The sequence below is a fragment of the Thioclava kandeliae genome, assembly GCF_040297545.1.
Lineage (GTDB): Bacteria > Pseudomonadota > Alphaproteobacteria > Rhodobacterales > Rhodobacteraceae > Thioclava > Thioclava kandeliae.
This window is the reverse complement of the sequence record NZ_JAYWLC010000008.1, coordinates 147,571-171,523: the sequence shown is the minus strand read 5'-3', so window position 1 is coordinate 171,523 and position 23,953 is coordinate 147,571. Positions and strand designations below refer to the sequence as shown.

At 63.2% G+C, this 23,953-nt stretch carries 19 protein-coding genes, 1 pseudogene and 1 riboswitch; of the genes and pseudogenes, 14 read left to right on the top strand and 6 right to left on the bottom strand.

Annotated elements, in window-relative coordinates; translation table 11 throughout:
* Positions 1-7: 7 nt before the first annotated feature.
* The 4 genes from VSX56_RS11950 to VSX56_RS11935 all read left to right on the top strand — a co-directional run bounded on the left by VSX56_RS11950 (position 8) and on the right by VSX56_RS11935 (position 3,100).
* Positions 8-748, top strand: a complete 741-nt coding sequence (locus tag VSX56_RS11950; protein WP_339115395.1) for an amino acid ABC transporter ATP-binding protein — start codon at positions 8-10, stop codon at positions 746-748.
* 26 nt (positions 749-774) lie between these two features.
* A complete protein-coding gene (locus VSX56_RS11945) occupies positions 775-1,611 on the top strand; it encodes a transporter substrate-binding domain-containing protein (RefSeq protein WP_339115396.1) in 837 nt (278 codons plus the stop codon).
* 70 nt (positions 1,612-1,681) lie between these two features.
* Positions 1,682-2,386 (top strand): amino acid ABC transporter permease, encoded by a 705-nt coding sequence (locus VSX56_RS11940; RefSeq protein WP_339115397.1) that lies wholly within the window; start codon positions 1,682-1,684, stop codon positions 2,384-2,386.
* 21 nt (positions 2,387-2,407) lie between these two features.
* A complete protein-coding gene (locus tag VSX56_RS11935; protein WP_350937346.1) occupies positions 2,408-3,100 on the top strand; it encodes an amino acid ABC transporter permease in 693 nt (230 codons plus the stop codon).
* Between the two features lie 53 nt (positions 3,101-3,153).
* On the opposite strand, the gene yghU is transcribed toward VSX56_RS11935, so the two are convergent.
* Positions 3,154-3,981, bottom strand: coding sequence for a glutathione-dependent disulfide-bond oxidoreductase (gene yghU, locus VSX56_RS11930; protein WP_350937344.1), 828 nt, complete (start codon positions 3,979-3,981; stop codon positions 3,154-3,156).
* A 237-nt stretch (positions 3,982-4,218) separates the two neighbouring features.
* Between yghU and VSX56_RS11925 the strand changes: the two genes are divergently transcribed.
* From VSX56_RS11925 to rimK, 3 genes are all read left to right on the top strand, one after another.
* Complete coding sequence (locus VSX56_RS11925) at positions 4,219-4,701, top strand: putative pterin-binding protein (protein WP_350937341.1); 483 nt, start codon at positions 4,219-4,221, stop codon at positions 4,699-4,701.
* 13 nt (positions 4,702-4,714) lie between these two features.
* Positions 4,715-7,261, top strand: coding sequence for a hybrid sensor histidine kinase/response regulator (locus VSX56_RS11920; RefSeq protein WP_339115400.1), 2,547 nt, complete (start codon positions 4,715-4,717; stop codon positions 7,259-7,261).
* A 171-nt stretch (positions 7,262-7,432) separates the two neighbouring features.
* The gene (gene rimK / locus VSX56_RS11915) at positions 7,433-8,803 is read left to right on the top strand and encodes a 30S ribosomal protein S6--L-glutamate ligase (protein ID WP_350937339.1); all 1,371 of its coding nucleotides are present in this window, start codon (positions 7,433-7,435) and stop codon (positions 8,801-8,803) included.
* Here rimK and VSX56_RS11910 read toward each other — a convergent pair whose 3' ends face one another.
* The 5 genes from VSX56_RS11910 to VSX56_RS11890 form a co-directional block, all read right to left on the bottom strand.
* Entirely contained in the window at positions 8,804-9,313 is a 510-nt protein-coding gene (locus VSX56_RS11910) for a cell wall hydrolase (RefSeq protein ID WP_406871217.1), read from the bottom strand.
* Between the two features lie 29 nt (positions 9,314-9,342).
* Positions 9,343-11,331 (bottom strand): FUSC family protein, encoded by a 1,989-nt coding sequence (locus VSX56_RS11905; RefSeq protein WP_350937337.1) that lies wholly within the window; start codon positions 11,329-11,331, stop codon positions 9,343-9,345.
* 170 nt (positions 11,332-11,501) lie between these two features.
* Entirely contained in the window at positions 11,502-12,905 is a 1,404-nt protein-coding gene (locus tag VSX56_RS11900; RefSeq protein ID WP_350937335.1) for a c-type cytochrome, read from the bottom strand.
* Between the two features lie 3 nt (positions 12,906-12,908).
* Positions 12,909-14,498 (bottom strand): GMC family oxidoreductase, encoded by a 1,590-nt coding sequence (locus tag VSX56_RS11895; protein ID WP_339115404.1) that lies wholly within the window; start codon positions 14,496-14,498, stop codon positions 12,909-12,911.
* 38 nt (positions 14,499-14,536) lie between these two features.
* Entirely contained in the window at positions 14,537-15,118 is a 582-nt protein-coding gene (locus tag VSX56_RS11890) for a sugar dehydrogenase complex small subunit (protein WP_350937332.1), read from the bottom strand.
* A gap of 350 nt (positions 15,119-15,468) precedes the next feature.
* A riboswitch (cobalamin riboswitch) is annotated at positions 15,469-15,657 on the top strand.
* A gap of 83 nt (positions 15,658-15,740) precedes the next feature.
* Here VSX56_RS11890 and VSX56_RS11885 point away from each other — a divergent pair.
* The 7 genes and pseudogenes from VSX56_RS11885 (at position 15,741) to VSX56_RS11855 (ending at position 23,949) form a co-directional block, all read left to right on the top strand.
* Positions 15,741-16,748 carry an ABC transporter substrate-binding protein gene (locus VSX56_RS11885; protein ID WP_350937373.1) on the top strand — a complete coding sequence of 336 codons (1,008 nt, stop codon included), beginning with the start codon at positions 15,741-15,743 and terminating at the stop codon, positions 16,746-16,748.
* A complete protein-coding gene (locus VSX56_RS11880; protein ID WP_350937330.1) occupies positions 16,745-17,767 on the top strand; it encodes a FecCD family ABC transporter permease in 1,023 nt (340 codons plus the stop codon). Before VSX56_RS11885 ends, VSX56_RS11880 begins: the two co-directional genes overlap by 4 nt.
* Positions 17,767-18,282 (top strand): annotated as a pseudogene (locus VSX56_RS11875) (ABC transporter ATP-binding protein); the annotation flags it as partial. The gene VSX56_RS11880 and the pseudogene VSX56_RS11875, both read left to right, overlap by 1 nt.
* 336 nt (positions 18,283-18,618) lie before the next feature.
* Positions 18,619-19,701: a CobW family GTP-binding protein gene (locus VSX56_RS11870; RefSeq protein WP_350937326.1), complete on the top strand. Its 1,083-nt coding sequence runs from the start codon at positions 18,619-18,621 to the stop codon at positions 19,699-19,701.
* Positions 19,702-19,867: 166 nt separating this feature from the next.
* A complete protein-coding gene (efeU, locus tag VSX56_RS11865; protein WP_350937324.1) occupies positions 19,868-21,457 on the top strand; it encodes an iron uptake transporter permease EfeU in 1,590 nt (529 codons plus the stop codon).
* Complete coding sequence (efeO, locus tag VSX56_RS11860; protein WP_349294943.1) at positions 21,457-22,656, top strand: iron uptake system protein EfeO; 1,200 nt, start codon at positions 21,457-21,459, stop codon at positions 22,654-22,656. The genes efeU and efeO overlap by 1 nt, the downstream gene beginning before the upstream one ends.
* Before the next feature lie 69 nt (positions 22,657-22,725).
* Positions 22,726-23,949, top strand: coding sequence for a Dyp-type peroxidase (locus VSX56_RS11855; RefSeq protein WP_350937320.1), 1,224 nt, complete (start codon positions 22,726-22,728; stop codon positions 23,947-23,949).
* The last annotated feature ends 4 nt before the right edge of the window (positions 23,950-23,953 follow it).

The window sequence follows — 23,953 nt, the reverse complement described above, 5'->3', positions numbered from 1 at the left end:
ACGACGAATGCTTTCTATCAAAGACCTGAAGCTTGCCTATGGCAGCAACCAGATCCTCAATGGCGTCAATCTCGATGTCGCGAAGGGCGATGTCGTCTCGATCATCGGGCCGAGCGGCACCGGCAAGACGACGCTTCTGAAATGTATCAACTATCTGGCAAAGCCCCAATCGGGGACCATTTCGCTCGATGGGGTGCAGATGGATTATGCCCGCGCCGACAAGAAGGCGATCCGCGATATTCGCCTGCGCACGGCGATGGTATTCCAGCAGTTCAATGTCTTCCGCAACATGACCGTGATCCAGAACATCATGGACCCGCTGGTGGTGGTGCAGAAGAAATCGCGCGAGGAAGCCCGCGAGATCGCCCTGCGCGAGCTGGACCGCGTCGGCATGACCGAGCGTCAGGATCACTACCCCTCGCAGCTTTCGGGCGGTCAGTTGCAGCGCACGGGTATCGCCCGCGCGCTGGCGGTGCGCCCTGATGTCATCCTCTTCGACGAGCCGACCTCCTCGCTCGACCCCGAGCTGGTGAACGAGGTGCTGAAAGTCATCAAGGATGTGACGGGCTCGGGCATCACCTCGCTGCTGGTGACCCACGAGATGCAGTTCGCCCGTTCGGTCTCGAACCGGATCGTCTTCATGGAAGGTGGTGTGGTTGCCGCCGAAGGCAGTCCCGACGAGATCTTCGAAGCCCCCGCCACCCCGCGTCTCGCGCAATTCCTGCGCGCGGAACTCGAATTCGCTTAAGACCAACTGATAAAGGATAACAGGGAATGCTGACACTGACTTCTATGCTTGGCCGCAGATTTGCGCTGACACTCCTTGGCGCGGCGGGCCTTGCCATGGCCACCTCTGGTCTCGCGCTGGCCGAAGATGCTCCGCGCGTCATCAAGATCGCGACGGCGGCGGAATCCAAACCGCTCTCCTGGGGCGCCATCGGCCACGAGCCGCAGGGCTACGAGCCCGATGTGCTCAAGGCGATCAATGCCAAGCTGCCGCAATACAAGTTCGAGATGGAGGGTGCGGCCGATATCGCGCAGGAGACCGGTCTGGCCACTGGGAAATATGACATGATCACCGGCGGTTACTACTCCAACCCCACCCGTGCCAAGCAGTTCCTGATCCCCGAGAACCCGATCGGCGCGAGCATGATGAAGATCTATTCGCGTAAAAGCGACGAGATCAAGGATATGACCGGTCTGGCCGGTAAGAAAATCGTGCCCGTAACGGCAGGCGGCGGCGTGTATAAATTCGTGACCGGCTGGCAGGAAGAGCATCCGGATGTGAAGTTCAAGCTCACCGCTTCGAGCGCAGGCGTGCCCTATCCGACCCGCCTCAACGAGCTGAACCAAGGCAAATATGACGCGCTGATCCTGCCCTCCAATCTGGGTGAGGCCACCGTGATCGAACAGCAGAAACTGGATATCGTGGCCTCCGAGCCGGTCGTCGTGCACAACACCTATGTGCTGATCCATCGCGACGCCGAGAACGAGCAGCTGGCTGCAGATGTGAGCAAGGCGCTTGGCGAGCTGCGCGAGGATGGCACGCTCGATCAGATCTCCGAGAAGTGGTTCGGCGAGAAAGTCGGCGCCTATATGACGCTCAACTGAGCCTGGTCCCCAAACCGGATCGGGCTGTCATGGCCCGATCCCGTCCCTAAGCCCACAGGAGTATTCCCCCTTGGATCTTGCCGTTCTCGTTCCGGAACTGATCTCGGCCCTGCCGCTTACGCTGTTCATCATGTTCGTCGCGATGGCTGCGGGGTTCGTTCTGGCATTCATCACCACCTTCTTCCGTATCTGCCGTGTGCCGGTCATCAGCCAGCTCGCCGATCTCTATGTGTCCTATGCGCGCAGCGTTCCGGTCGTGTTGCAGCTTTTCGTCGTCTATTATGGCCTGCCGGTCTTTGTGGCCCAGTTCGGCCTGCCCGATATTTTCGATGCCAATCTGGCGGCAATGGTGGGGCTGAGCCTCTATCACGGCGGCTATCTCTCCGAGGTCATGCGCCCGGCCTATCTGGCGGTCGAGCGCGGTCAGCACGAGGCGGCGGATTCACTGGGCTACGGGTTCTTCCGCAAGCTCACCCGTGTGGCCGGCCCGCAGGCCGCCCATATCGCCTTGCCCGGCTATGGCAATTCGATCATCTATCTCATCCATAACGTGGCCCTCGTGATGTATATCGGCGCGGCCGATGTGATGGCCACTGCCCACCTTGTGATGGAGCGCGATTACAACCAGTACCAGTTCGAGACCTATCTCGTGCTCGCGGTGCTCTATTCGGCGCTCTGCCTTGTCGCATGGGCTATCATCCGCCTGCTCGAGCGCCGCTCGGGGCGCTACACCCAGCAGGGCGCGCGCCGCCTCAAACTCGCCCCCTCCGTGTAAAGCCGGAAAAGGATACGACCCATGTTCGATTTATCTCTCCTCATTCCGGATTTTCTGTCGATCCTTCCGGTAGTGCCGTGGACCCTGGCGATGGCCGTAGCGGTTTTCGTCCTCTCGACATTGCTGGGCAGCCTGTTTGCGCTATGCGAATACCGCCGTATTCCGGTTCTGCGCGAGCTGGTCGTGGCCTATAAGGTGGTCTTCAAGGGCGTGCCGATGGTGGTGGTGATCTTCCTCGCCTATTTCGGCCTGCCTGCGGCGCTGGAGTTCGTCACCGGGCTGGTGGGGCTCAAGGTGAACGGCCATATGACGCCCAACTGGGTGACGCTGATCGTGGCGCTGACTGCCTGTGTGGCCGCCTTCCAGACCGAGGTCATCAAGGGCGCGCTCAACTCCTTCGACAAAGGGCAGGCCGAGGCTGCGCATTCGCTCGGCTATACCGGCTGGCAACTCTTCCGCAGGGTGCTCCTGCCGCAGGTCACAGTGGCCGCGATCCCCGATCTGGCCAATTCGGTCATGGTCATCATGAAGGCATTGTCGCTCGGTTTTGCCATCGAGGTGGTGGATATCTTCGCGCAGGCCCAGCTGACGGCGGCGCTCAACTTCTACTATCTCGAAGCGTTCCTCGTGGCCGTGGTGATCTATATGGTCATCGCCTATCTGGTGACCCAACTCGCCGATTTCAGCGAGCGTCGTCTGCGGTTGCGCAGCTGAGATCTGCTCTTGCGCCTATGCCGCCTGTCCCTTGCACAAAGGGGCAGGCCGCTTCAGTCCAGATCGGCGGCGCTGTGGCGGTTGGGCACGCCATTCTCGCCGGTCGCATTCACACGGCGGCCGCGCTGGACGGCCGGACGCGCCGAGATCTCGCTCACCCAGCGGCCCAGATGCTCGTAGTCCTGCACCTGCAGGAAGGTCGCCGCATCACCGTATTGGCGCCCCTCGACCAGCCCGCCATACCAAGGATAGATCGCCATATCCGCGATCGAATACATGTCCCCCGCGATATAGGGGCGCTCGGCTAGCGTGCGGTCCAGAACATCGAGCTGGCGCTTGGTTTCCATCGCGTAGCGGTTGATCGGATATTCGAGCTTTTCGGGCGCATAGGCATAGAAATGCCCGAAGCCGCCGCCCAGGAAGGGTGCCGAGCCCATCTGCCAGAAGAGCCAGTTCATCACCTCGGCGCGCGCGGGCCCCGAGGCCGGCAGGAAGGCCCCGAATTTCTCGGCCAGATACATCAGGATGGAGCCGGATTCGAAAACCCTGACCGGTTCGGCTCCGCTATGGTCCACCAATGCGGGGATCTTCGAGTTGGGATTGATCTCCACGAAACCCGAGCCGAACTGGTCGAGCTTCATGATCTCGATGAGCCATGCGTCATATTCGGCATCGATCCCCGCCGCGAGCAGCTCCTCGAGCAGGATCGTCACCTTCTGACCGTTCGGCGTGGCCAGCGAGTAGAGTTGCAGCGGGTGCGCGCCTTTGGGCAGCTCCTTGTCGAATCGCGGGCCGGCGGTGGGCTGGTTGATGGCACCGAACCGGCCACCCGTCTCTTCGGGGGCGGTCCAGATCTTGGGCGGGGTATAGGTTTGAGCCACGGAAATGATCCTATGTCGGAGTGAAAGTCCTGTCTGTGCAAGCTAGGGCGCACAATTGGCAAGAAAAACCCCGTATCCGCCAATGCCGGAGCGCAGAGGACCCTTGGTCACCGCACAGGCAAGCAGAAACGACACCAAGAGATGCGCATTACCAATGAATTAAGGGTTGCCGCTTATGTGTAGGGAGAATGCCCGCGCCGCAAACCGTGCGCAGATTCTTGTCAACGGAGTAGGTCCTTGCGCTATCTGAAATCCTCTCTCGCCATTCTCGCCGTTTTTCTCGCCTCGATGATGCCGGCTCTGGCCCAGTCGCCGGTCCTGACGATTATCGGGGCCCCGGGCCATACCGCGCCTGTCGAACTTGATCGCGCAGCCCTCGAGGCGCTGCCGTCGGGAAGCTTCACGACCACCACCACCTGGACCAAGGGGCCGCAGGAGTTCAAAGGGGTCTATCTTGCCGATCTTCTCGCCGAATATGGTGTTAGCGAGGGCAATCTGAAACTGACGGCGGTCAATGATTACTCGGTCACTGTGCCGGTGTCCGAGCTGCATCCCAACGAGGCGCTTCTGGCCTATTCACGCAATGGAGAGACGATGTCGGTGCGGGATAAGGGACCGCTATGGATGGTCTATCCCTACGATTCCGACGAGGCGCTGCGCAACGAGGTCGTCTATGCCCGCAGTATTTGGCAGGTCGTCAAGATCGAGATCCTGAACTGAGATCCGCCGCGCCATGAGTCACCAGTTCCTTCGTGATGCCAGAAAGCGTAACCGCTTCATCGCGGCCCTCGGGCTGGTGCTCATCATTGGCGTGGCGCTTTACGGGATCTTCCAGAACGCGCGGGACGTCGGGCGCGAAATTGATACTCTGGCCAGCGCCAATACCGACAGCCCGCAATGGACCCTCTCGCAGATCGAGGTGGAGTTCGACCGGATGCGGCTGGCGCTACTTGGCGTCAAACCCGAAGTGTCCGAAACGGTGGAGGATTTCCGCCAGCGCTTCGACATATTCTACAGTCGTATCCAGACGGTGACCGAAGGCTCTGGCTTCCGCGAGATCCTGCGCGATCAGGGCGGCGCCAAGCCTTTGGCTTCGGTCTGGCATTTTCTCGACCATACTGCCGAGCGGCTTGATGGCAATCTGCCTTTCAACGAAGCGATGAAAGCGCGTGTGGTTGCCGAGGCGCGCGCCGCCGAAGGCGACCTGCGCGCGCTCGCACTGATGGGGCTTTCGATCTTTTCCGAACAGATCAAGGACCAGCGCGAGCTGGTCTTCAAGGCGCTGGTCAAGCTGGCGTTGATGACCTTGATCCTGTTTTCCATCCTTGCGATGGGGGCGGTGGCGCTCTGGCGCCTGTGGCGGTTCGGCCAGCAGAAGGCGCTGTCCTTGCGCGATGCGATGACGCGGATCACGGCGGTGGTCAACGCGTCGGTCGATGCGGTGGTCGTGGTGGATGCCGAAGGGACCATCGTCGAGTTCAATGGTGCGGCAGAGACCATCTTTGCGTGTCCGAAGGCCGAGGCGATCGGGCGCGAAATGGCGGACTTCGTGACGCTCCCCACTACGGCGGCCAGCCGTCGCGGTCTGAACGAGCTTGAAGCCAAGCGCGCCAATGGCGAGGTGTTCCCCGCAGAACTGTCCATCCGCGAGGCCGAGCTGCGTTCCGGGCGCCTGCATGTCATCTATCTGCGCGACATTTCGCGCCGTGTCGCGGATAAGGCCGAGCTGATTGCGGCGCGTGACAGGGCACTGGCTGGCGAGCGCGAGAAATCGCGCTTTGTCTCGGTCATGAGCCACGAGTTGCGCACGCCGCTCAACGGTCTGCTCGGCTCTTTGGAGCTGATCCGCGATACCGATCTCGATCAGCGCCAGACCTCCTTGGTCGAGGCGATGGAATTTGCAGGCCAGTCGCTCTTGCAACATGTCAATGACGTGCTTGATGTCGAGCGGTTGGATGCAGGTAAGCTCGATATCGCAAAGGTCGACTTCGATCCGCGCGGGCTGGTGGAAGAGATTGCCAAGGCGTTGCGCCCTGCTGCGTCCGGGCGCGGTAATTCGCTGACAGTGGAGCCCATGACGTCGATCCCCAAAGCGGTGATCGGCGATCCGGCGCGCCTGCGGCAGGTCATGATGAACATCGTCGGCAATGCGGTCAAATTCACCCGCAACGGGCTTGTCCAGATCGAGATGGAATATGCGATGGCGGGGCAATCGCTCGAGATCAGGGTCATCGATAGCGGCATCGGGATCTCGCGGGCTGATCAGGAACGGATCTTCGAGGATTTCGTGTCGATCCTGCCTACCGGCGCGCAAGACATATCGGGGACGGGTCTGGGGCTGGGTATCGTGCGCCGTCTTCTCGAGGCGATGGGCGGAAAGCTCGGCGTGGAGAGCGAGCCGGGCGAGGGCACGGTGTTCTGGTTCTCGTTACCTGCGCCTACGGCGCTGGTGCGGCGTCAGGCCGAGCCGCAGCCTAAGGCTGCGGCCGTCATTCCACCTTGCGATATCCTGATCGTCGAGGATAACGCCCTCAACCGCGAGGTTCTGCGCCAGATGCTCCTGCAGGGGCAGCACCGGGTGGTGATGGCCATTGACGGGCAGGACGGGGTAGATGCGGCGCGCAAGCAGAAATTCGACTTGATTCTCATGGATCTGAACATGCCGGTCCTCGATGGGCGGCAGGCCACTCGGGTCATCCGTGCCAGCGACGGGCCGAACCGCGACACGGTGATCGTGGCGGTCACCGCCAATATCTCGCCCGAGGCGGCGGCGGAGCTGAAGACGGCGGGCTGCGACGATGTCGTGTGCAAGCCGATCAACCGTGCCGCGCTGAACCGTCTGCTTCTGGCCCAGCATCAGCAGCAGTCGCAGCTGGATGCAGAGGCGGATGGCTTTGCCGATCCGCTGATCCGCGATGATCTGCGCGAGATGTATGGCGCGGAGGAATTTAGTGCCCTCGAGCAGGCCTTTCTTGCCGAGGGGCGTAAACGGTTATCGACCCTCCAACAGAATCTCATGTATGACGATCTGGAAAGCTTCGCCTCGATCGCGCATCAGTTCGCGGGATCTGCGGGAATATTGGGGTACAAGAAGCTGCATTCCATGCTCAAATGTTACGAGAACAGCGCAAGGGACGGCGATAAGGACGAGTTGTCGCGCAAGATGGAAGAGCTTCTTGATCTCTGGGTCCGTGTGGAGGAGATGATCCACGGGTCGTCCGCTGGACCGTTTTTGACGCCGGCATCTGCCGCGCCTGCACCGCGTAAGATCCTTCCCTGAGAGTGGCGCATACGCTCGGGAATGACAGGCCGTATTATCCATCTTGTCAGCCGTCCGCATGAAGGCTAGAGGCGGGGCCGCGCGCGTGCCGAGAGCTAACCGGCTCCGCATGTCACGCATCTGTCTTTATCGTCATGCCATGTTCGTCCCGAACACAGAGAGGGTCCGCCTATGACACAGATTCCGTTGCAGATGGGGTGGGAGGAATGGCTGGCATTGCCCGGGCTCGGGGTGCCTGCGATATTGGCCAAGGTGGACACAGGCGCGCGGACATCGGCGCTGCATGCGTCTGGCATCGAGATTACCGGCACGGCCGAGGCGCCGATGGTGCGTTTCACCCTGCAGCCCGTGCCGGAAAATGACGCGATTGCAGTGCAGTGTGAATGCCCGCTTCTGGACCGGCGCGATGTGACCTCGTCGAATGGCGAGACCGAGCAGCGCTATGTGATCGGCACAGATGTCGAGGTGGGCGGCGCCCGCTGGCCGATCGAGATTACGCTGACCGACCGCTCGACCATGGCCAGCCGAATGCTGCTGGGCCGGCAGGCTCTGGGAGATCATGTAACGGTGCTGCCTGCCGAGCGGCGGTTGCAGGCCGAGCTGGATTATACGGGCTACACCGTGCCCGCGCCTGATGATCAGGCCCGTCCGAGCCTGCGGATCGCCATCCTTACACGCGAGGATAACTTCACCACCCAGCGTCTGGTCGAGGAGGGCCGCGCGCGGGGCCACAAGGTCGATGCGATCGACACAACGCGCTGCTATATGGCGATCAACACGCTCGCGCCCGAGATCTATTATGACGGGCGCAAACTGCCGCGCTATGATGCGGTGATCCCGCGGATCGGCGCATCCATCACCCCTTACGGGGCGGCGGTGCTGCGCCAGTTCGAAACGCTGGGCACCTATTGCGTGAACGGCTCGCACGGGATCATGGCCTCGCGTGACAAGCTCTGGGCGCATCAGATCCTTGTGGGCGCAGGGATCGGGATGCCCGACACCGCCTTTGCGGCCTCGCCCAAGGATACCACCAACCTGATCGAACTGGTGGGCAATGCACCGCTGATCGTGAAGCTTCTGGCCTCGACGCAGGGCAAGGGTGTGGTGCTGGCCGAAACGCGCAAAGCCGCAGAAAGCGTGATCTCGGCGTTCCGCGGGCTGAAGGCCAATTTCCTCGTGCAGCATTTCGTGCGAGAGGCGGCGGGTGAGGATATCCGCTGTCTGGTGATCGGCGGCAAAGTCGTGGCCGCGATGAAGCGCAAGGGGGCGGAGGGCGAGTTCCGCTCGAACCTGCATCAGGGTGGCACGGGCGAGGTGGTGAAGATCACCCAGCAGGAGCGCCGCATGGCGGTGAAGGCCGCGCGCAGTTTCGGGCTCGGCGTGGCAGGGGTAGACCTTCTGCGCGCCTATGACGGTCCGAAGGTGCTGGAGGTCAACTCCTCCCCCGGTTTTCAGGGGATCGAGGCGGTGGCGGGCAAGAATATCGCAGCCCTTCTCTATCGTGAGATCGAGCAGCGCAAAGCCGTTCCCCGCAAGGCCTGATCAGTAGCCGGTGACGCCTTCAAGGGCGGGGAGCGGCACGGGAGCCGTCACGTCTTCGGGGCGGCGCTTCTCGTAGAAGGCGTTACCGCCTGTGGTCAGCACATAATTGATATTGTTGTAGCGCGCGCGATAGGTTGCGGTGTGGAAATACAACGAGTTGCCGATATAGGGGTGACGCTCGCCGCGCAGCACCGAGCGCGCTGCCGCGCGGATATAGGGCGCGCTGTCGAGATTCATCTTGCGGCTCATGATGCCGCGGGCGAACTGGTTTTTCTGCATCACGACACCGCAGACCGTATTCGGGAAATCGGGCGAGCGGACGCGGTTCATCACCACCGAACCGACGGCGATCATCCCGTCGCGGCTGGAGCGGTTGGATTCGAAATACATCGCCCTTTCCATGCATTCCTGCGGGGTGGCACGCGGACCTATGCCGCAGCCTGCCAGAAATGCGCTCAGCACCAGTCCGGCAAGGAGAGCGAGGCGGGAAGAGAGAAGATGGGGCACGATTGGATCCGCGATCGAAAGTTTGGCTGTGGTTAACGTGTCAGATATTCGTCGAGCTGGCTATGCAAAAGCTCAAGCGCCTTGCGCAGATCGGTCTCGGTGGTCTGCGGCGGCAGGGGAGGCAAAGCCGCCCCTACATCATGGCGAATGGCTTGCGCGAAGCTTTTGGCCGTTTCTTCGAGCGCACGGGCTTTCTCCGGATCGGGTTCGGGGGCCAGCAGGGCATGGCCGGTTACGGCGCCTGCCAGCACCCTGAGCGCGCCCAGAACGCGGGCGGCCTTGTCCAGCTGATCGGCCGAACGCCGCCCCTCCATCATCTTGCGCTGGCGCACTGTCTCGGCATGGGTGCTTTCGAGCCCCGCCTGCCGGCGCAGCCGGTCCACGGGTTCGGGCAGGCCGGTGCTGCCGACCGAGGCCGCCGCATAGTCCATATTGGCCTGCACGGCACGCGCCAGAATGTCGCGGAAATAGGGCTCGGCGCGGCCCGGCCAGAGGGTGGCGCCCACGACGAACGCGATGGCCGAGCCCAGGATATTATCGAGCGCGCGCGACAGGGCAATGCCGTGATCGGGCATCAGCAACTCTGTCACCAGAACGAAAAGCGCGCTGACGCCTATGGTGAAGATGGTGTAATTCACCCGTTTGAAAGCGATGGTGAGCGCCGAGGTCGGGATAATCACGGCCAGCAGCGTCAGCTGCCCCGGACCGAGCGCCAGCAGGCCCGCGGCCAGAAGGCCGCCCGCGATCGAGCCCAGAACCCGTTCCAGCATACGCGGCCATGTGGTCGAGAGCGCGGGCTGCAGCACGACGATAGTCGCCATCGTGGCCCAGTAGAAATACTGCATCTCGAGTGTCACGCAGATCAGGTAGGTCGCCACCACTGCAACCGTCAGCCGCAGGGCGTGGCGCAGGATCGGGTCAGGAATGTTGCGCCAGCTGGGGCGGGGCGTGCGGTCCGATTGCGGCGCTTGGGTCTCGGGGGGCTCGCCGCGCAGATGCTCGGCCAGACGCAGGAAGGCCTCTGCAACCGCGCTGACCACGGCCTGCGATTGTGCGCCGCCGCGTTCTGCCGCACGGCGCAGGTCTTCGGCCTCCCAGACCAGCCGGTCGGGATTGGGGTGGCGGGTCATCGCCTGCATCTGCGCCTCCGACAGCAGCGCCCCGATCCGCGCAAGCTGTTCGCGCAGCGGTGCTTCTTCGGTGGGTGCAAGCGGCTCGCTCAGCATGTGGTCGAGCGCGATCATCGCGGCAAAGATCCGGTCGGCGGTGCCCAGTTCGGCCATGAACTGGGTCTGGCCATTGCCCACGCCCAGGATGGTGCTGCGCGCCCGTTCGATGGCTGCGCGCAGGGCGCGGCGGTATTCGGGTTCGGCGGCGCCCAGGATCTCCTGCTGGCCCAGCCGCGCGGCCATGGCTGCGTTCATCTCGGAAAGCCGGGCAAAGACCGAGGCGATCGCGCGCCGAGCCGGACTTTGCGAGCGCAGCCGCCAGATCCAGAAGCTGAAGACCAGCGCCCAGATGCCGCCTATGAGAAATGCGCCGGCCAGATGCAGGGAGGCGATTGGCGAGCTGGGAAAGCCCACGGCCACGCCGCCCACCACGCAGATCAGCGTGCCCGACTGCGCGCCTGCGGGGCCGAATGTGCCGCCAAGGGCGGGCAGGAAGATGATCGGGATCAGCGTCAGGCAGGCATAGATCGGCCCGAGGCCTGCGCTTGCCGCGCCAAGGAAAGCCGCCAATGTGCCTGCCGCCACAAAGGCTCCCATCGCGCGGAAACGGGTGCGGTCGCGCCCGCCCGGGTCGCATAGGCAGACCCAGAAGGCGGCAAAGGCGGCCCAGAGGAGCTTCGGCTCGCCACTGGCCACCGCCGTCAGCACCATTGCGGCAAAGGCCAGCGAGGCGCGCAAGCCCTCGGCGACGCCTATGAATTCGGGGACCATGCCGATCGAATATCCCTCGAGCCGCCGCGCGAGGCGGTAGATCAACGAGCCTGGGGCGGCAGGGATGGAGGGCTGGGGCATGGGCTATGTCTTTCGCTCGGATGGACCTGATCTAGGACCATGAGCCGCGTTTGGGAATGCCGCAATCTGTCGCAAGCGGCCGGAACCCTGCGGCTTTGGCCGCGATGCAACAGCGCATGACAAAGGCCGCATCCCTGATGGAATGCGGCCTTCGTGCAGCAGGAGCGCGATCAGACCTGTCTGCGGCGCGCGCGGCGGAAAACACCGATCAATCCAAGGATCACGATCACCGCGATGATGATGCCCGCCCATGTCATCCATGCGGCGTTCTTCACGATCCACGGCACCTCGCCGCCCGAGCGGATGGTGTCCACGGCGGCCTTGTCCAGCTTCGGATCGGTGCCGCCGAAATTCGTCTGGACATACTTGGCAAGGGCCGCGATCTGGCCGTCATCAAGATCGTTCCTGAAGTTCGGCATGACCGAATAGCCCGTCGCATCGTGACGGCTGATGCCTTCGGCAATGGTCATCACGAGGTTCGAGGGATCTTTCGAGGTCACAGGGGCCGATTTCGACAGGCTCGGGAAATGTCCGTCGGGTGCGCCCTGACCATCGACACCGTGACAGGCGGCACAGGCCGAATTGTAGAGCTTCGCCCCATCGGTCGTGCTGTGATCGGCCAGTGCATCGGCATGGTCGGGATTGCCCTGCCAATCGGCGGTCTCGTAGCTCGTGATCGGCACTTCCTGCACGGCGGGGGAGGCCGCCACATCAATGGCCGATTGCACCGCAGGCACTTTCTTGAGATAGGCTGCGATCGCTTCCAGATCGTCATCCTTCAGCTTGCTCAGTGAATGTTCCACCGCTTCGGCCATCGGACCTGCGGCCGATCCATGCCCTTTGGCAAAGCCGTTTTTCAGATAGGCGACGATATCCTCGTTCGACCAGTCGCCAATCCCGGTGGCCTTGTCGGGCGTGATATTGGGGGCACGCCAGCTGCCCAGCGAGCCACCGCCCAGATATTCGGACTGTTTCTCGTTCATCATCAGCCCGCGCGGGGTGTGGCAGGTGCTGCAATGTTCGAGCGCATCCACCAGATAGGCGCCGCGTGCTTCCTGATCCGACAGGCCGTCCGGTGCCGTCCAGCCCGGCTTGGGCGAGAAGAGCATGTTCCAGCCGATCATCAGCGCGCGCTGGTTGAAGGGGAAGGGCAGGTCGGTTTTCTCGGCAGGGGCTGCATCCACCGGATCAACGCCCTGCATCAGGTAGGTATAGAGCGCCTTCACATCCGCATCCGTCATCTTGGCATAGGACGGGTAGGGCATGGCCGGATAGAGATGGGTGCCATCGGGCGTCACACCCTGACGGATGGCCTTGGCGAATTCGTCCTCGGACCAGGTGCCGATGCCATAGTCCTTGGAAGGCGTGATATTGGTGGCGATGATCGGCCCCATCGGCGAGGAGATCTTGTAGCCGCCCGAGAAGGGTTTGCCATCGACCGGCGCCGTGTGACAGGCGGTGCAGTCGGCGGCGCGGGCGATATATTCGCCCTGTTTCACCAGATCGGCATCCGATTGCGCAAGGGCGCTGGTGGCCAGAGCCGTAAACACCGTTGCAAGAGTAAGCAGACGCATGGCTCAGACCTCCTTCGCGATGGTGTCGGCGGCGCGGATTGCCAGCGCCACGGCGGTCAGCGTCGGGTTGACCACCGACGAGGAGGGCAGGTTACCGGTGCTGACCACGAAGAGGTTCTCGTGATCCCAGCTGCGGCAGTCCTTGTCCACGACCGAGTCCGTTGCCTTGTCGCCCATGATGACCGTGCCCATGATATGGTCATGGTTGGCCAGATCGCGTGACATGTTGAGCACCTCGCCATTCATCGCGCTGACAAACTGCTGATAGTCGTTGATACAGGGGTCGATCGCGCCACGGGCGTAGTCGTCCACCGCATAGGTGATGCGCAAATTGGGTTGGCCGAGCGCGTCCTTATGCGGCCCCGGTTGCACGCGGTTGGCCGGATCAGGCAGCGTCTCGAACATCGAATAGAGGCTCATATAGCGGGCGCTGTCATGTTTGATGCGCGCGTCCAGCTCGGAGCCCAGAACGCCTTTTTTCAGCAGGCGTTTGGTCATCGCCTCGTTCGGGACGAAGTTGTTGACCGCGTGTTTCATGCCCGAATGCTGCGAACGTGTCGGGCCGTCGCGATAGCTGAAGATCGCGCCTTGCTGGATCGGGCCACGGCCCGGCCAGACCGGATCTTCCGAGAAGAAGTCAAAGCCCAGGCCAAGGTGTGGCATCAGGTTGCGCCCGACCATATCGCTGGAATTGCCGACCTCGGAGGTGATCATCAGCTTGGCGCTTTCATAGCCATGGGCGGCCAGCACGAAGACCTTCGCGGTCAGGCGGCCTTCGTCCCCTTTGGACGATTTCCATTTGACGGCGGCAATCTTGCCATCTGGACCTTTCTCGATCTGGGTCACGGTGGTGTTGGTCATCAGCTTGACGCCCGCCTCGACGGCGAGATCGGCGTGGAAGACGCCGGAATAGTTGGCGCCGATCGGGCAGACAGGGGCGCAGTTGTTGTTGCCTACACAGCCCGGACGGCCACGGTAATTACCGCTCATCATGGCCGAGGGCTCGGCCACCACATCAAAGCCCAGAGGCTCGATCCGGCTTTTGAAGGTGTCCAGCATGTAGCTGTTTTTCTGCGCGGGCATCGGGAAATCTTTGGAGCGCGGAGGCCATGTCTCGCCTTTGCGCACGCCAGACTGGTCTTCCTTCATATTGCCTGCGACGCCAATCTCGTATTCGGCCTTCACATACCACGGCTCGAGATCGCTATATTCGATAGGCCAGTCGCGGCCCACGCCATAGGTGGACTGCATCTTGAAATCATCGGGGATGAAGCGCCATGTCGCGCCGCCCCAGTGCCATGTCGAGCCGCCCACCAGTTTGAGGAAGTTGGCGATCATCGGGAAGTCGCCATCATTCTCGACATAGTCATGCGAGGCCGACGTATGCGCCCAGGGCTCGTCCGGATAGGGGCCGTTATAATCGGTGCGGCGGGGAGAATTGCGGAAGGCTTCGATCAGACGCCAGCGCGGAATGCGCACGCCCGCCTCGAGCATCAGAACGGATTTGCCTTGCTTGGCCAGCTCGTAGGCGGCATTCGCCCCTACCGTGCCGGAACCGATGACAATCACATCGGCATCATAGTCATTAGCCATTGGGTATAGTCCAGATTTCTAAAATAGTTACAGCGCGATCACTTGATGTCGTCAGCGGTGGGCGGCTCGGCCCAGTAATTCTGCTTGTGCTGCGAGTAGGTCGGGATCGGAGTGGTATTGCCGGTGGGCTTCCACATCAGCGCATCGCGATAGGTGACGAATTTCGCGTCATCCTTTTCCTGCGACGGATCGGGCGTGCCGGTATAGCCCAGATACCAGACGGCGGTGATCGTGGTCATGGTCTCGCGCAGATCCTGATCGGGACTGGTTGCAAGGAAGGCGTCGATATCCTCGACATCGGCGGATTTGATCGCATCCGACAGGGCAACGACCTTGGTGTCGAAGCTCGGATCCAGCTCGACCAGCTGGTCATAGGCGCGCTCGACCAGCTTGGGGTCGAAGCCCTTCTGCCGGGTCACGAAAGCGCTGATCGTGCCAAAACCCGCCACCCCGTCCGCGGTGGCCGCCATTGCACGGCTCATGCCCAGTCCGGCGCCCGATGCCGCCACAAATCCCGCGACCGCAGAGGTGATCAAGAAGTTGCGTCGGTCCATGCCGGAAAGCTCTTTCGATGCAGCCGGAGCCTCGGCTTTATCGGTGCGACATTTGGTCTTGTTCAAAACGTGACACTCCTCACTAATATTTCAGATAGGCCGCGTCGCGAAATGGCTGGACCGTGAAACAGTGCGGCTTCGGGCAAGCAAATTTCGAGTCGGGCTTTTGTATGCGTTTGTATGCAAACCATTGGCGTTGATCATGTGCGTGCTTATGAATGGTGTATTCCGGAAACAGCTATAATGGCGCATTATCTCCCGCTGGCGTGAAAATCCTTGAAAACGGTCGATTATGCTCGGTCTTGAATGGCGCTCAATGCGCCTTCGGGTAACCTGCCGAGGCACAGGTAACGCTACGTCGCGCTCTGGCTGCCAGAAATTCGTCGCGTGGCATCGCTTGACCTCGGCGGGGGAGGATGCAAAACCACCTCACCGGTATCCGCGAGGATATAATAGGGAATCCGCACCGCTCCGGCGGCAACCGGAACTGCCCCCGCAACTGTAGGCGAAGAGCGCCTTTGCAACACCACTGGGCCATCGGTCCGGGAAGGGCAAAGACGCGTTGAGGCGCCAGTCAGGAGACCTGCCGGCCTGAAGATGTTAACCGGACGGGGTGTGTCGGTAGGGCAGGCGGGGTCTCCGGCCCCTGTCCTTTATGGCGCTTTCCGCTCCTTTCGATAGGACGGAACTGATGAAATGCATGATACTGGCCGTGGCCTCATTGCTGGGTGCGGTCTCGGCCTCCGCGCAGACGCATTATCCGCTGCAAATAGAAAATTGTGGTCGTAAGGTCCGCTTCGAGGCGGCCCCCGAGCGCGCGGTGACGATCGGTCAGTCGGCCACCGAGATCCTCTATTCGCTGGGGCTTGCGGATCGGGTGAAGGGCACCTCGGTCTGGTTCAACAAGGTGCTGCCGCGCTATGCCGAGGTCAATGCACAGATCCCGCGTCTGGCCGATAATGATCCGAGCTTCGAGAGCGTCGTGGCCCGTAAACCCGATCTGGTTGCCGTGCAATATGAATGGCATGTCGGTCCCAATGGTGTGGTGGGCACCCGTGAGCAGTTCGCAGATCTGGGGATCAATACCTATATCCTTCCCGCCGATTGTGACACCAAGGACAACAGCACCGGCGGCGATGGCACGCGGGTAGGCGCCTTTGATCCCGTGCAGGTCTATAAAGGCATCCGCCAGCTGGCCGAGATCTTCGATGTCGCCGACAGGGGCGAGACGCTGGTCGACGATCTGCAGGCGACCGAGGCGCGCGCCGTGGCACGGGCCAAGGCGCTGGATCTGCCGAAGGGCTTGAAAGCGGCCTTCTGGTTCTCCTCCGCCGATATCGCGCTCGATCCCTACATGGCGGGCCAGCTTGGTGCGCCGGGCTATATGATGCGCGCGCTCGGCCTTACCAACGTGGTGCAATCCGACGAGGAATGGCCCACGGTCGGCTGGGAGAGTATCGCCAAGGCCGACCCCGATGTGCTGGTGATCGCCAAGATGGACCGCCGCCGTTTCCCCGCCGATGATGTCGAGGAAAAGCTGAAATTCCTGCGCAGCGATCCGGTGACGCGGCAGATGAAAGCGGTGCGCGAAGGGCATATCGTGGTGATGGACGCCCATGCCATGAGCGCGACCCTGCGCACGATCTACGGGCTCGACAGCCTGTCCGATGCACTGGCGGGTATGACTTTCCAATGAGCCGGAAGGCGCTTTTATGGGGTGCGGGGCTGATCGTTCTCGCGCTGACCCTGCTGGCCGGGGCGGCCATTGGCGAGACGCGGCTGCCGCTGGCTTCGGTCGCGAGGGTGCTCGCCAACCATCTTTGGCAGGCGGGCTATCCGGTGGACCGGATCGATGCGGGTATCATCTGGTCCTACCGGCTGCCCCGCGCGATTGTGGCGGCCAGCTGCGGGGCGGGGCTGGCGCTGACAGGGGTCGTGCTTCAGGCGCTGTTGCGTAATCCGCTGGCCGATCCCTATCTGATGGGGCTCTCGGCGGGCGCTTCCACCGGCGCGGTGCTGGTAAGTATCGCGGGGTTCGGGGCGGGGGCGCTCAGCATGTCGGCAGGCGCGCTGATCGGGGCGCTTGCGGCCTTTGCTGCCGTGGTTGCGCTGGCTCATGCCATCCCCGGCACGGCGCGCGGCACCAGCGGGGCGGCCGCGATCATCCTTGCCGGGATTGCAGGTAGCCAGATGTTCAATGCGCTCACCGCTTTCATCATCGCGCGCTCGGCAAATGCCGAACAGGCGCGCGGTATCATGTTCTGGCTGATGGGCAACCTCTCGGGCGTGCGCTGGGAGGATGTGCTCCCCGCCGTTGTGGTGACCTGCCTCGGCGCGCTCGTCTGCCTCTGGCACCGCCATGCGCTCGATGCCTTCACCTTCGGGGCCGAGAGTGCGGCATCGTTGGGGGTCAATGTGCCCAAGACGCGCGGGATCCTGATCACCGCGACCGCGGTGATGATAGGGGTTTTGGTGTCGAAAGTGGGTGCCATCGGTTTTGTCGGGTTGGTGGTGCCCCATGCGATGCGCTTTCTGGTGGGCACCCGCCACCAGCGCCTTGTGCCGGCCTCGGCGCTGGCGGGGGCGGTGTTTCTGGTTCTCGCCGATATTGTCTCGCGCATCATTGTGCCGGGGCAGGTTCTGCCCATCGGGGTGGTGACCGCGTTGATCGGGGCGCCCGCTTTCGCGCTGATCCTGATGCGAGGGGCGCGCTGATGGTGCTGCGCGTGGAAAACCTGCAGGCTAAGGCGCATCGGGTCGAGATCCTGCACGGGATCTCGCTGACGGTCGGGGAGGGTGAATATCTGGGGCTGATCGGGCCGAACGGCTCGGGAAAGTCTACGTTGATGCGGATGATGGCGGGTTTGGGAAAGCCTTCTGGGGGCAGGGTGCTTTGGCAGGACAGGCCGCTGGCAGAACTGGGCGCGCAGGTGCGGGCCCGCCAGATCGCGCTGGTCGAACAACAGGCCGAGACCACCGACCGGCTGCGGGTGCGTGAGGCGGTCGAGCTGGGGCGTATCCCCTTCCTGTCACCCTTGCGGGGCTGGAGCATGCGCGATAGCGAGGCGGTGACCCGCGCCCTCTCGGCGGTCGATATGGCAGGGCGCGAGGACCGGTTGTGGCACACGCTTTCGGGAGGCGAGCGCCAGCGGGTCCACATCGCCCGCGCATTGGCCCAGTCGCCTGCGCTTTTGCTGCTTGACGAGCCCACCAACCATCTTGATATCCGCCACCAGCTGGCACTTCTGGCCCTTGTGCGGAGCCTGCCCGTCAGCCGGGTGATCGCGCTCCATGATCTCAACCATGCGTTCTCCTGTGATCGGGTGGCGCTCTTGGAGGGGGGGCGGCTCAAGGCGATCGGTCCCCCTGCCGAGGTGCTCTCGCCCGACAATTTGCGCGAGAGTTTCGGGGTCGAGGCGCGGCAGGTGCGCGATCCGGACGGACATCTGGCGCTGCATTTCACAGCGAGCCTGCCGCGGGCCGGTTGATCGCGCGGCAGGCCGATCCCATCTTGCGGGATGGGCCTGCCGGACATATCCCTGCACCCGCCGGAAAAGGAGCGTCCCATGGCCATACCCGATACCCAGATCCCCGTCTTCGTGCTGACCGGTTTTCTGGGGGCTGGCAAGACGACGCTTCTCAACCGGCTTCTGGAAGATCCCGCCTATGCCGATACCGCGCTGGTGATCAACGAGTTCGGTCTGGTGGCGGTCGATCATGATCTGGTGCGCAAGGGCCGCGAGGCGCGGGCCAGCGTCACCACGACGGGCTGTATCTGCTGCACGCGGGGCAGCGATCTGCGCGCCTCGCTTGACGAGCTGCTTGTGCTGCGGCGCAACGGGACGCTGCCGCCTTTCTCGCGGGTTATCGTGGAGACAACAGGGCTGGCCGATCTGGCCCCCATCGTGAACAGCCTTATTCCCGGCGGGCTGGCGGCGGTCGCTCTGGCCGATCATGCGGTGGCGCGGGCGTTCCGGCTGTCGGGTGTGATCACGGTGGTGGATGTCGAGGGGATCGGGGCGGTGCTCGAGGCCCATCCCGAAAGCCTTCGCCAGATTGCCTTCGCCGATCATGTGGTCCTAAGCAAGACAGACCTCCACCCTGCGGGAGATCTGGGTGAGGCGCTGCGCGGCCTCAATCCGGGGGTGATCGTGCATGACGCGGCTGCCGATGGATTCTCGCCCGCCAGTCTGATTGGAGCTGGAAGCTACAGCGCCTTCGGCAAGGGCGAGCAGGTCGGCAAATGGCTGGCTGCTGAGGCGCAGCTGCGGCCCCTGACGGGCGGTCATTTTCATGATCTCAACCGGCATGGAGGGGTGCAGGCAGTGCCCTTGACCTCGGATACACCGGTTGATGAAACCGCGCTGCGCCAGTTCCTGACGCGGCTGACCGCCACGCCCTCGAACGGGCTTTTGCGGATCAAGGGGCTGATGGCGCTGCGCGATGACCCGTCGCGCCCGCTGGTGGTGCATGCGGTAGGCCACAGGCTCTATCCCGGTCTTCGGCTCGAGGGCTGGCCCGACGGGCAGGCCGGCAACCGGCTTGTGATCATCGGCACTGCGCTCGATGAAATGTCTCTGTGCCAGCAATTCGACCGTCTGGGCGGTCAGCCCTTTGCGGATTTTCCCATCGTGCAGGGCATCCGTTGAGCATATCGTGGTCCGGCGGCACCCGTCGGTTCACCCCTCGGTTCACGCCGCCCGTTCACGCCAGCGTGCGTTGACAGCCGCGTTCTGCGGGCGCAGAAGCCATAGCTGAGTTGTTTGGTCGGGAATAAACGCCCACCGATCCAGAGCTAGGCGAAAGAGGCAGGTCATGCTGGCAACTTTGGTGATCGCGCTCCGTGAAGGGCTTGAGGCGACGCTGATCGTAGGGATCATCGCGGCCTTCCTGCGTCGCAACGGGGCGGGGCTCGGCCCGATGTGGGCGGGGGTCGGGCTGGCGGTTCTTCTGTCGCTCGGTGTGGGGCTTGGCCTCAACCATCTCGAACAGAGCCTGCCGCAGGCCCGTCAGGAAGCGCTCGAGACACTGATCGGCGTGGTGGCCATTGTCTTTGTTACCGGCATGATCTGGTGGATGGACCGCCACGGGCGTGATCTTAAATCGAGCCTTGAGCAGGATGCGGCGGCCGCGCTCTCGGGACGTGGGGCCACGGCACTGGCCGCAATGGCCTTTCTGGCGGTGCTGAAGGAAGGCTTCGAGACGGCGGTGTTCTTTCTGGCAACCTTCTCGGCGGCGCAATCGGCCCTTTGGGCAGGGATCGGCGCGCTGATCGGACTGGCGCTGGCGATCGGCATCGGCTGGGGTATTTATCAGGGCGGGGTGCGGCTGAACCTGTCGCGCTTTTTCCGCATTACCGGCGGTTTCCTCGTTCTGGTCGCGGCGGGGCTTTGTGTGAGCGCGCTGCGCACAGGCCATGAGGCGGGTTGGATCAATGGCGGTCAGCAGATGGTCATGGATCTGGGCTGGCTCGTGGCGCCCGGCACGGTGCAGGCCGCGCTGATTACCGGTGTGCTGGGCATCCCCTCCGATCCGCGGCTGATCGAGGTTCTGGGATGGGTGAGCTATCTCGCGATTGTTGGCGCGCTTGTCTACTGGCCCACAGCCTATCGCCCGAGCCCGCGCAATGCGGGGCGGCTGAAACTGGGCGCGGCGCTGATGCTGGCCGTTGCGGCGCTGGGTCTGTTTCTTGTGCCGCAGCCGCGGGCGAGGCTGCGCCCGCAGGCGCCGGTCGCGGCGCTGCGTGGCGATGGGGCGGGGCAGGTGCAGCTGCGCGGGGACGTGCTGGCCCTCGATTTTGGGGGCGTCCCCCTGAATCTGCCGCATTCTTCGGCGCAGAGTTCGGACCATAACGGGCTCCCGCTGAGCGAGGCCGATTACGGTGCGACGGTGGCTTTGAATGACGCTCCACAGACGGTGAGTTTTGCCGAACTGGTGGCGCTGAATGGCGGGCGGCGTCCGATCGGGTTGAACCCCACCCGCTATCCCGGCCCTTACACCGCGCAATGGCAGGCCGATCTGGACGCCCATGCCCGTCTGGCGCAGGGCGCGGTTGTGCAGGCGCGAGGCGGGGCACAGGTTCTGGTGACCCTGTCGGGCCGCGGTCTGCAGACCCCGCGCAGCCTGCGCGTGCGCAAGCTGCCCCAAGCCGTTGCGGCGCAAACCGGCCCTCTCGCATGGGCCACCTCCGATACGTTTTCAGCCAAAGCCATGGCCGCCTATCGCGCCTATGGCTCAGCCTTGCAGGAATGGCAGTTCTGGGCCCGCCAGCTGTCTGTTGTCCTTCTTCTGGCGGCCCTTGCGATTGCCCTGCGCGCGGCGCGGCAATTGCGCTCTCTCGCACCCGAACGGGTCTCTCCCTCACATGGCGCAGGGGTAGAACCTGCGCCCAAAGGATCTCACTGATGTCTGTCTCCCGCTCTTATCCGATCATCCTCCCGCTTCTGGCAGCGCTTGCCACAAGCACCTCCGCCTCGGCCCAGACCGCCGAAAGCAACGCCTCTGGCGCCGCTCAGGTCGCGATCACGATGACCTCCGATAATGGCGGCAGCTGCAAGCTGAGCGCGACCGAAGCCGCCGCAGGCCCCGTGACCTTTACTGTCACCAACCAGACCGCCACCGCCCTGACCGAGGTCGAACTCCTCTCGGGTAATCGCATCATCGGCGAGAAGGAAAACCTTGCGCCCGGTCTGCCATCGGTCACCTTTACTGTCACGCTGGGCGGCGGCAGCTACGACATCTACTGCCCCGGTGCCGATCCGCAAAAGACCGCCTTCACCGTCACCGGCGCTGCCGCCAAACGTGCCGAGGGCAGCGTCTCGGAGTTGCTCGACAAGGGCACCGCCGATTACAGCGCCTATGTAAACAAGACCGTCGATGCGATGGTCGTGGCCGTGACCAAGCTCGATGCCGATATTACCGCGGGAGATCTGGAGGCTGCCAAGACCGATTACGCCCATGCCCGCCCCTTCTACGAGCGGATCGAATCCGATGTGGACGGTTTCGTGATGGACGGGTTCGATGCGACCGACAATCACGGCAATCTCGATTATCTTATCGATATGCGGGCCTCGAACGAGGATCCGGCGGTAGGCTGGTCGGGCTATCATGCGATCGAGCGCGATCTCTTCGAGCGGGGCGCGATCACCGACGACACCAAGACCACGGCGCATGAGCTGCTGAAGAACGTGAAGCTGCTTGACCAGCTGGCCCCAAGCCTCGAATTCTGGCCCGAGGATCTGGCCAATGGCGCGGCGGATCTGCTCGAAGAAGTCCAGAGCACCAAGATCAGCGGCGAGGAAGAGGCCTATAGCCATATCGATCTGGCCGATTTCGCGGGCAATGTCGAAGGCGCCGAGCAGGCCTTCGCCTATCTGGAGCCGGGGATGGCGCAGATCGATCCCGATCTGACCAAACGCGTGAGCGACGAGTTCGACAAGGTGCGCGCGCTGCTCGATGGCTACCGCGACAATACGGTGCCCGGTGGCTATGTGCTCTATACCGATGCGCTGAAAGCCTCCGACAAGGTGACGCTCAGCCGGGCCATCCAGTCGCTGCAGGAACCGCTGTCGCGCGTGGCCGAAAAGGTCGCGACTGCTGGCTGATGCGCTGGCCGGAGCCCCACCGGGCTCCGGCATCCCTCTTTCCTCGCCCGTCTTGCCATGGAGAGCCCCATGACCCCCGATCCCAAACGCCGCAGCCTGCTTTTTGGCGCTGCCCTCTCGCCTCTGGCGACCCCGATGTTGATGGGCGCGGCGACGGCCGACACAGAGGCTGGGCCGTCCAACGCCATCGACCTGAGCCACGCCTATCCGTTCTACGGGCCGGGCCCGCAGGCGGGGATCGCCACTGCGCCGCAGCGCCATGTGGTTTATATGACCTTTGACCTGACGTCGGAAAATCCGCGCGATCTGCAGGTGCTGTTGGCGCGCTGGTCCGCCTCGATCGCGCAGATAATGAAGGGCGAGCCGATCAGCAAGGTCGATCCGGACCGTCCCGATGCGGGCGCACTCGATACGGGCGAGGCGCTCGATCTGGGGCCCGCCTCGCTGACGGTGACGGTCGGGTTGGGGCCGGATCTGTTCGAGAAGACCGGTCTTCAGGCGCATCGGCCCGCCGGCTTGCGCCCGCTCAAACATCTGCCCGGAGATGCGCTGACCCCCGAGATCTCGGGGGGCGATCTCTCGCTGCAGGCCTGCGCCGATGATCCGCAGGTGGCCTATCACGCGATCCGCGTGCTGGCGCGGCTGGCTAAATCCACGGGCACCGCCTCCACCCGCTATGCGGTGATGGGCTTCGGGCGGGCCTCGGCAGGCAAGGGGCAGGCGACGCCGCGCAACCTTCTGGGCTTCCGCGATGGCACCCGCAACATCACGAGCGATGCCGATCGCGAGGCCTTTGTCTGGACCGACGAGCCGGGCTGGGGCAAGGGCGGCAGCTATCAGGTCATGCGCAAGATCAGCATGTTCATCGAAAGCTGGGATACCGATCAGATCGATGACCAGAATGCGGTCTTCGGGCGGTTCAAGGTCTCAGGCGCACCGCTGACCGGCACGCAGGAATTCGATACGCCCGATTTCACGGCGCAGGGTCCGCATGGTCCGGTCATTCCTGCCAATTCCCATATCAGCCTTGCTGCCCACGAGCATAATGACGGGCTGAAAATCCTGCGCCGCAGCTACAACTATACCGACGGGATCAACGCGCTCGGGATGCTGGATGCGGGGCTGCTGTTCCTGTCCTACCAGAATACGCCCGAGGCTTTCGAGCGGCTGCAGACGCGGCTCGGGGCGGCGGACCGGCTGAACGACTATATCTCGCATGTGGCCTCTGGGGTCTTCTACATCCCGCCCGCGCCCGCAGAGGGCAGCTATATCGGGGCGCAGATGTTCGGATGAGGTC

Excerpts from the sequence above, each read along its gene's own strand:
- VSX56_RS11880 (WP_350937330.1), top strand. The coding sequence starts at position 16,745 with ATGAGCCGGAAGGCGCTTTTATGGGGTGCGGGGCTGATCGTTCTCGCG.
- VSX56_RS11870 (WP_350937326.1), top strand. The coding sequence starts at position 18,619 with ATGGCCATACCCGATACCCAGATCCCCGTCTTCGTGCTGACCGGTTTT.
- VSX56_RS11920 (WP_339115400.1), top strand. The coding sequence starts at position 4,715 with ATGAGTCACCAGTTCCTTCGTGATGCCAGAAAGCGTAACCGCTTCATC.
- VSX56_RS11935 (WP_350937346.1), top strand. The coding sequence starts at position 2,408 with ATGTTCGATTTATCTCTCCTCATTCCGGATTTTCTGTCGATCCTTCCG.
- VSX56_RS11855 (WP_350937320.1), top strand. The coding sequence starts at position 22,726 with ATGACCCCCGATCCCAAACGCCGCAGCCTGCTTTTTGGCGCTGCCCTC.
- rimK (WP_350937339.1), top strand. The coding sequence starts at position 7,433 with ATGACACAGATTCCGTTGCAGATGGGGTGGGAGGAATGGCTGGCATTG.
- VSX56_RS11895 (WP_339115404.1), bottom strand. The coding sequence starts at position 14,498 with ATGGCTAATGACTATGATGCCGATGTGATTGTCATCGGTTCCGGCACG.
- VSX56_RS11950 (WP_339115395.1), top strand. The coding sequence starts at position 8 with ATGCTTTCTATCAAAGACCTGAAGCTTGCCTATGGCAGCAACCAGATC.
- efeU (WP_350937324.1), top strand. The coding sequence starts at position 19,868 with ATGCTGGCAACTTTGGTGATCGCGCTCCGTGAAGGGCTTGAGGCGACG.
- VSX56_RS11945 (WP_339115396.1), top strand. The coding sequence starts at position 775 with ATGCTGACACTGACTTCTATGCTTGGCCGCAGATTTGCGCTGACACTC.
- VSX56_RS11900 (WP_350937335.1), bottom strand. The coding sequence starts at position 12,905 with ATGCGTCTGCTTACTCTTGCAACGGTGTTTACGGCTCTGGCCACCAGC.
- efeO (WP_349294943.1), top strand. The coding sequence starts at position 21,457 with ATGTCTGTCTCCCGCTCTTATCCGATCATCCTCCCGCTTCTGGCAGCG.
- VSX56_RS11905 (WP_350937337.1), bottom strand. The coding sequence starts at position 11,331 with ATGCCCCAGCCCTCCATCCCTGCCGCCCCAGGCTCGTTGATCTACCGC.